5 protein-coding genes and 1 tRNA gene are annotated in these 4,719 nt (G+C 52.6%); 3 read left to right on the top strand and 3 right to left on the bottom strand.

Annotated elements, in window-relative coordinates:
- A tRNA-Pro gene (locus tag G5358_RS20120) sits at nucleotides 1–77 on the bottom strand.
- A 222-nt stretch (nucleotides 78–299) separates the two neighbouring features.
- On the opposite strand from G5358_RS20120, the gene folD reads away from it, so the two are divergent.
- Nucleotides 300–1,154: a bifunctional methylenetetrahydrofolate dehydrogenase/methenyltetrahydrofolate cyclohydrolase FolD gene (folD, locus tag G5358_RS20125; RefSeq protein ID WP_421324791.1), complete on the top strand. Its 855-nt coding sequence runs from the start codon at nucleotides 300–302 to the stop codon at nucleotides 1,152–1,154.
- 111 nt (nucleotides 1,155–1,265) lie between these two features.
- Here the strand turns inward: folD and cspD are convergent, their stop codons facing one another.
- Nucleotides 1,266–1,484 carry a cold shock-like protein CspD gene (gene cspD / locus G5358_RS20130; protein WP_033115164.1) on the bottom strand — a complete coding sequence of 73 codons (219 nt, stop codon included), beginning with the start codon at nucleotides 1,482–1,484 and terminating at the stop codon, nucleotides 1,266–1,268.
- Nucleotides 1,485–1,713: 229 nt separating this feature from the next.
- Here cspD and clpS point away from each other — a divergent pair, with 229 nt between their 5' ends.
- Entirely contained in the window at nucleotides 1,714–2,031 is a 318-nt protein-coding gene (clpS, locus tag G5358_RS20135; RefSeq protein ID WP_005337111.1) for an ATP-dependent Clp protease adapter ClpS, read from the top strand.
- 59 nt (nucleotides 2,032–2,090) lie between these two features.
- Nucleotides 2,091–4,343, top strand: coding sequence for an ATP-dependent Clp protease ATP-binding subunit ClpA (gene clpA / locus G5358_RS20140; protein ID WP_421324792.1), 2,253 nt, complete (start codon nucleotides 2,091–2,093; stop codon nucleotides 4,341–4,343).
- Between the two features lie 68 nt (nucleotides 4,344–4,411).
- Here clpA and infA read toward each other — a convergent pair whose 3' ends face one another.
- Nucleotides 4,412–4,630 (bottom strand): translation initiation factor IF-1, encoded by a 219-nt coding sequence (gene infA / locus G5358_RS20145; RefSeq protein WP_005300033.1) that lies wholly within the window; start codon nucleotides 4,628–4,630, stop codon nucleotides 4,412–4,414.
- Between the last annotated feature and the right edge of the window lie 89 nt (nucleotides 4,631–4,719).

A 4,719-nucleotide genomic window follows, 5' to 3' on the forward strand; every position in this document is an offset into this window, starting at 1 on the left:
TGGTCGGTGATAAAGGATTCGAACCTTTGACCCTCTGGTCCCAAACCAGATGCGCTACCGGGCTGCGCTAATCACCGAAATTGTTGCTTTCAACGTGCCAGCATAACGACATGAGCCGTACTGGGCAACGGGGCGGCATCATAACCAAGCAAAAGAGCCAGCGTCAACGTATTTTTCCCCCAGTAAATTCAAGTGCCTACTTATTGCCCGTTGCAGGCCAGACCTCTCTTGGACGCTAACATCCCGGCTAAAAAAATGCGACAATGCGCGGCAGTTGAACACATGGTGAGTGGAGAACGATGTCTGCCAAAATCATAGATGGAAAACAGGTTGCGCAAACGATTCGCAGCCAGGTCGCGGCACAGGTCCAACAGCGGTTGGCATCAGGGAAACGGGCTCCAGGGCTGGCAGTCATTCTGGTGGGGGCGGATCCTGCCTCTCAGGTTTATGTCGGCAGCAAGCGTCGGGCTTGTGAAGAGGTCGGTTTTCACTCTCGCTCATACGACCTGAGTGCAACTGCAAGTCAGGATGAGTTGTTGGCGCTGATCGATCAGCTGAATGATGATCCAACTGTTGACGGGATCCTCGTTCAGTTGCCGCTGCCTGATCACTTCGATACCACTCTGGTGCTGGAGCGGATCCTCCCTGACAAGGACGTGGACGGTTTTCATCCGTACAACGTGGGCCGTCTTGCACAGCGTATTCCGGCGCTGCGTCCCTGCACCCCGAAAGGGATCATGACGCTGATTGAAACCACCGGTGTTAAAACCCATGGTTTGCACGCCGTTGTGGTCGGCGCTTCCAATATCGTCGGGCGCCCCATGACCCTCGAATTGCTGCTGGCGGGCTGTACTACAACGACTTGTCACCGCTTTACCCGGGATCTGGAGGATCAGGTTCGCCGTGCAGATTTGCTGGTAGTGGCGGTCGGCAAACCCAATTTTATTCCCGGAGAGTGGATCAAACCGGGGGCGCTGGTTATCGATGTAGGCATCAACCGTCTGGCGGATGGTTCGCTGGTCGGGGACGTGGAGTTTGAAACGGCGCGCAGTCATGCCTCTTTCATCACTCCGGTTCCCGGTGGTGTTGGCCCCATGACGGTGGCCAGTCTGATGGAAAATACTCTGATAGCCTGTAATGAGTACCATGACTAAAGCGTGACAATGGTGCGTGCGTGGCTAATGCCAGGCGAGTCACATAAATGAAAATAAAAAACCGGTTGCTCAGAGAGGAACCGGTTTTTTATTTATCCAACGGGTTTTCGTTTATATATTTTGTGCTTCGTTCGGCACAATGACGGAGGCGTGATTTCCTTTCGGCCCCTGTTGCAGTTCAAAGTGGACAGCCTGACCCGCTTTCAGGGTCTTGTAGCCCTCCATTTGAATGGTGGAGTAGTGAGCAAAGATATCTTCACCACCCCCTTCCGGACAGATAAACCCAAATCCTTTTGCGTTGTTAAACCACTTAACTGTGCCGGTTGCCATACTTCTACATCCTTTTATTGATTACCCAGAAGTCGTTGAGTAACCTGCGCCAGCCCATTATAACTAGGGACATGAGCCCATAGCAGACGGGCACAGATTAGCAAGTAACCAATCTAGTCTAACTTTTGAGCGAGTCAAGGAGTTGTTAACAACTGATGTGATCTGGTTAACAAGTCTATTGACAAGCTTGTGTGAGACGGTAGTAATCTAGAGGTACCAAAGCGCGATTATGAGCAAGCAGAAAGAACTCTTTGCTAATGAAGAGATTGCAGAAGCAGAGAAAACAAAGCTGCAGCCGCCACCCATGTATAAAGTTGTGTTGAACAACGATGACTACACCCCGATGGAGTTCGTGGTGGAGGTGCTGCAAAAGTTCTTTGGTATGGATTTGGACAAGGCGACTCAGGTCATGCTGAGTGTGCATTATAGTGGTAAGGGTGTCTGCGGCATGTTTACCGCAGAGATCGCCGAAACCAAGGTTGTCCAAGTCAACACCTATGCACGTAACAACGAACATCCACTGCTATGCACTATGGAAAAGGCTTGAATCTGATGACTTGATGGCGAGTGTGACACCACATTGTAGCTGTACTAGGGGAGGTGCCTATGTTGAATAAAGATCTGGAAAAGACGCTGAACGAGGCTTTCAAACTGGCTCGTGACGAGCGCCACGAATTCATGACTGTCGAGCACCTGTTGTTAGCCCTTCTGGATAACAGCTCAGCCCATGAGGCGCTGAGCTCTTGTGGTGCCGATGTCGAGCAGATGCGCAAGGAGATCCGCGCATTCATCACCCAAACAACCCCGCTTATTCCACGCGATGACGAAGATCGGGAAACCCAGCCGACCCTGGGCTTCCAGCGCGTACTGCAACGTGCCGTCTTTCATGTGCAATCCTCCGGCAATACCGAAGTCAGTGGTGCCAATGTACTGGTCGCCATCTTCAGCGAGCAGGAGTCTCAGGCCGCTTATTTCCTGAAAAAAGCCGAGATCAGCCGCCTCGATGTGGTGAACTTCCTCTCCCACGGGGTGCGCAAGGACAGCAAACCGGATGTCAGCAATAACAGTCCTGAGTCTGACGATGATGTCTCCGCTGCTCAGATCGAGAGCTTTGCCACCAACCTGAATCAGCTGGTGCTTGAAGGGCGTATCGATCCGCTGATCGGTCGTGATCAGGAGCTCAATCGTACCATCCAGGTACTATGCCGCCGCCGCAAGAACAATCCGCTGCTGGTGGGTGAGGCGGGTGTGGGCAAGACTGCCATTGCGGAAGGTCTGGCTTACCGTATTGTCAAAGGCGATGTGCCCGAGGTGATTGCCGGTAGCACCATCTACTCGCTGGATATGGGCTCTCTGCTGGCAGGAACCAAATACCGCGGCGATTTCGAGAAGCGCCTCAAGGTATTGCTCAAGCAGATTGAGCGTCAGGAAGGGGCCATCCTCTTTATCGACGAGATCCATACCATCATTGGTGCCGGTGCGGCATCCGGTGGTCAGCTGGATGCGGCCAACCTGATCAAGCCGCTGCTCTCCAATGGTTTGCTCCGTTGTGTGGGATCCACCACTTATCAGGAGTATGCCCAGATCTTCGAGAAAGACCGTGCGCTGGCCCGCCGCTTCCAGAAGATCGATATTGTCGAGCCGACTATCGATGACACCACTCGCATCCTGATGGGGCTCAAGAGTCGCTATGAAGCTCACCACGGCGTACGCTATACCGCCAAGGCGATCCGTGCAGCTGCCGAGCTCTCTGCCAAGTACATCAATGATCGTCACCTACCCGATAAGGCGATCGATGTGATCGACGAGGCGGGCGCCGGTCAACGGTTGTTGCCGGCGAGCAAGCGCAAGAAAGTGATCAATGTGCAGGAAATTGAGTCCATTGTGGCCAAGATCGCTCGCATTCCGGAAAAATCAGTCTCCTCTTCAGATAAAGAAGTACTGAAGAACTTGGAACGCAATCTGAAGATGGTGGTCTTTGGTCAGGATAAAGCCATCGAGGTGCTGACCGATGCAATTCGCCTCTCTCGTTCAGGTTTGGGTAACGAGCGTCGCCCGGTTGGTTGCTTCCTGTTTGCCGGTCCTACCGGTGTTGGTAAAACAGAGGTGACCCAGCAGTTGGGCAAGGCATTGGGTGTCGAGATGCTGCGCTTTGATATGTCCGAGTACATGGAACGCCACACCGTCTCACGCCTGATTGGTGCGCCTCCCGGCTATGTCGGTTTTGAGCAGGGGGGTCTGCTGACTGATGCGGTGATCAAGCATCCTCATTCCGTTGTGTTGCTTGACGAAATTGAGAAAGCTCACCCGGACGTATTCAATCTGCTGTTGCAGGTGATGGACAACGGCACCCTGACCGACAACAACGGGCGCAAGGCGGATTTCCGTAACGTGATTTTGGTCATGACTACCAACGCCGGTGTGCAGGAGACCCAGCGTAAATCGATTGGCTTCCAGCAACAGGATTTGAGCCACGATGCCATGGCGGTGATCAACAAGACCTTCAGTCCGGAGTTTCGCAACCGGCTTGATCACACCATCTGGTTCAACCATCTGGATATGACGGTGATCCATCAGGTGGTCGACAAGTTCATTGTCGAATTGCAGGTTCAACTGGATGCGAAGGGAGTTTCTCTCGAGGTGTCCGAGCGTGCCCGCCACTGGTTGGCGGAGAAGGGGTATGACAGAGCCATGGGCGCCAGACCGATGGGTCGGGTAATCCAGGAGCACCTCAAGAAACCCCTGGCCAACGAGATCCTGTTCGGTTCACTGGTTGACGGGGGAATTGTGAAGGTTGAGTTGGTAAATGACAGCCTCAGCTTTGATTTTCAGGTCAATGTTGAAGCTGTTTCCCACTAAGCGTCAGTGATCAGAAAACGACAAAAAACCCCAACCGAAAGGTTGGGGTTTTTTGCTGAATTCCTGGCTTAGCGAGAGCGGAAAACAATACGTCCCTTGGAGAGATCGTAGGGAGTCAGTGCTACCGTTACTTTGTCTCCAGTCAGGATACGAATGTAGTTTTTGCGCATCTTGCCTGAAATATGAGCGATAACCACGTGACCATTCTCCAGTTCCACACGGAACATGGTATTGGGCAGGGTTTCGAGAATAGTGCCCTGCATCTCAATACTGTCTTCTTTAGCCATTGAATCCTCTTGATAAGCCACAACAAAAAACCGCTGGATCATGCCGGATTTAAGGCTATGTGTAAAGTTTACTCGGGCTTGGTGTCGAT

The organism is Aeromonas sp. 604176 (genome assembly GCF_049170755.1).
GTDB classification, from domain to species: domain Bacteria; phylum Pseudomonadota; class Gammaproteobacteria; order Enterobacterales; family Aeromonadaceae; genus Aeromonas; species Aeromonas veronii_A.

Excerpts from the sequence above, each read along its gene's own strand:
- folD (WP_421324791.1), top strand. The coding sequence starts at position 300 with ATGTCTGCCAAAATCATAGATGGAAAACAGGTTGCGCAAACGATTCGC.
- cspD (WP_033115164.1), bottom strand. The coding sequence starts at position 1,484 with ATGGCAACCGGCACAGTTAAGTGGTTTAACAACGCAAAAGGATTTGGG.
- clpS (WP_005337111.1), top strand. The coding sequence starts at position 1,714 with ATGAGCAAGCAGAAAGAACTCTTTGCTAATGAAGAGATTGCAGAAGCA.
- clpA (WP_421324792.1), top strand. The coding sequence starts at position 2,091 with ATGTTGAATAAAGATCTGGAAAAGACGCTGAACGAGGCTTTCAAACTG.
- infA (WP_005300033.1), bottom strand. The coding sequence starts at position 4,630 with ATGGCTAAAGAAGACAGTATTGAGATGCAGGGCACTATTCTCGAAACC.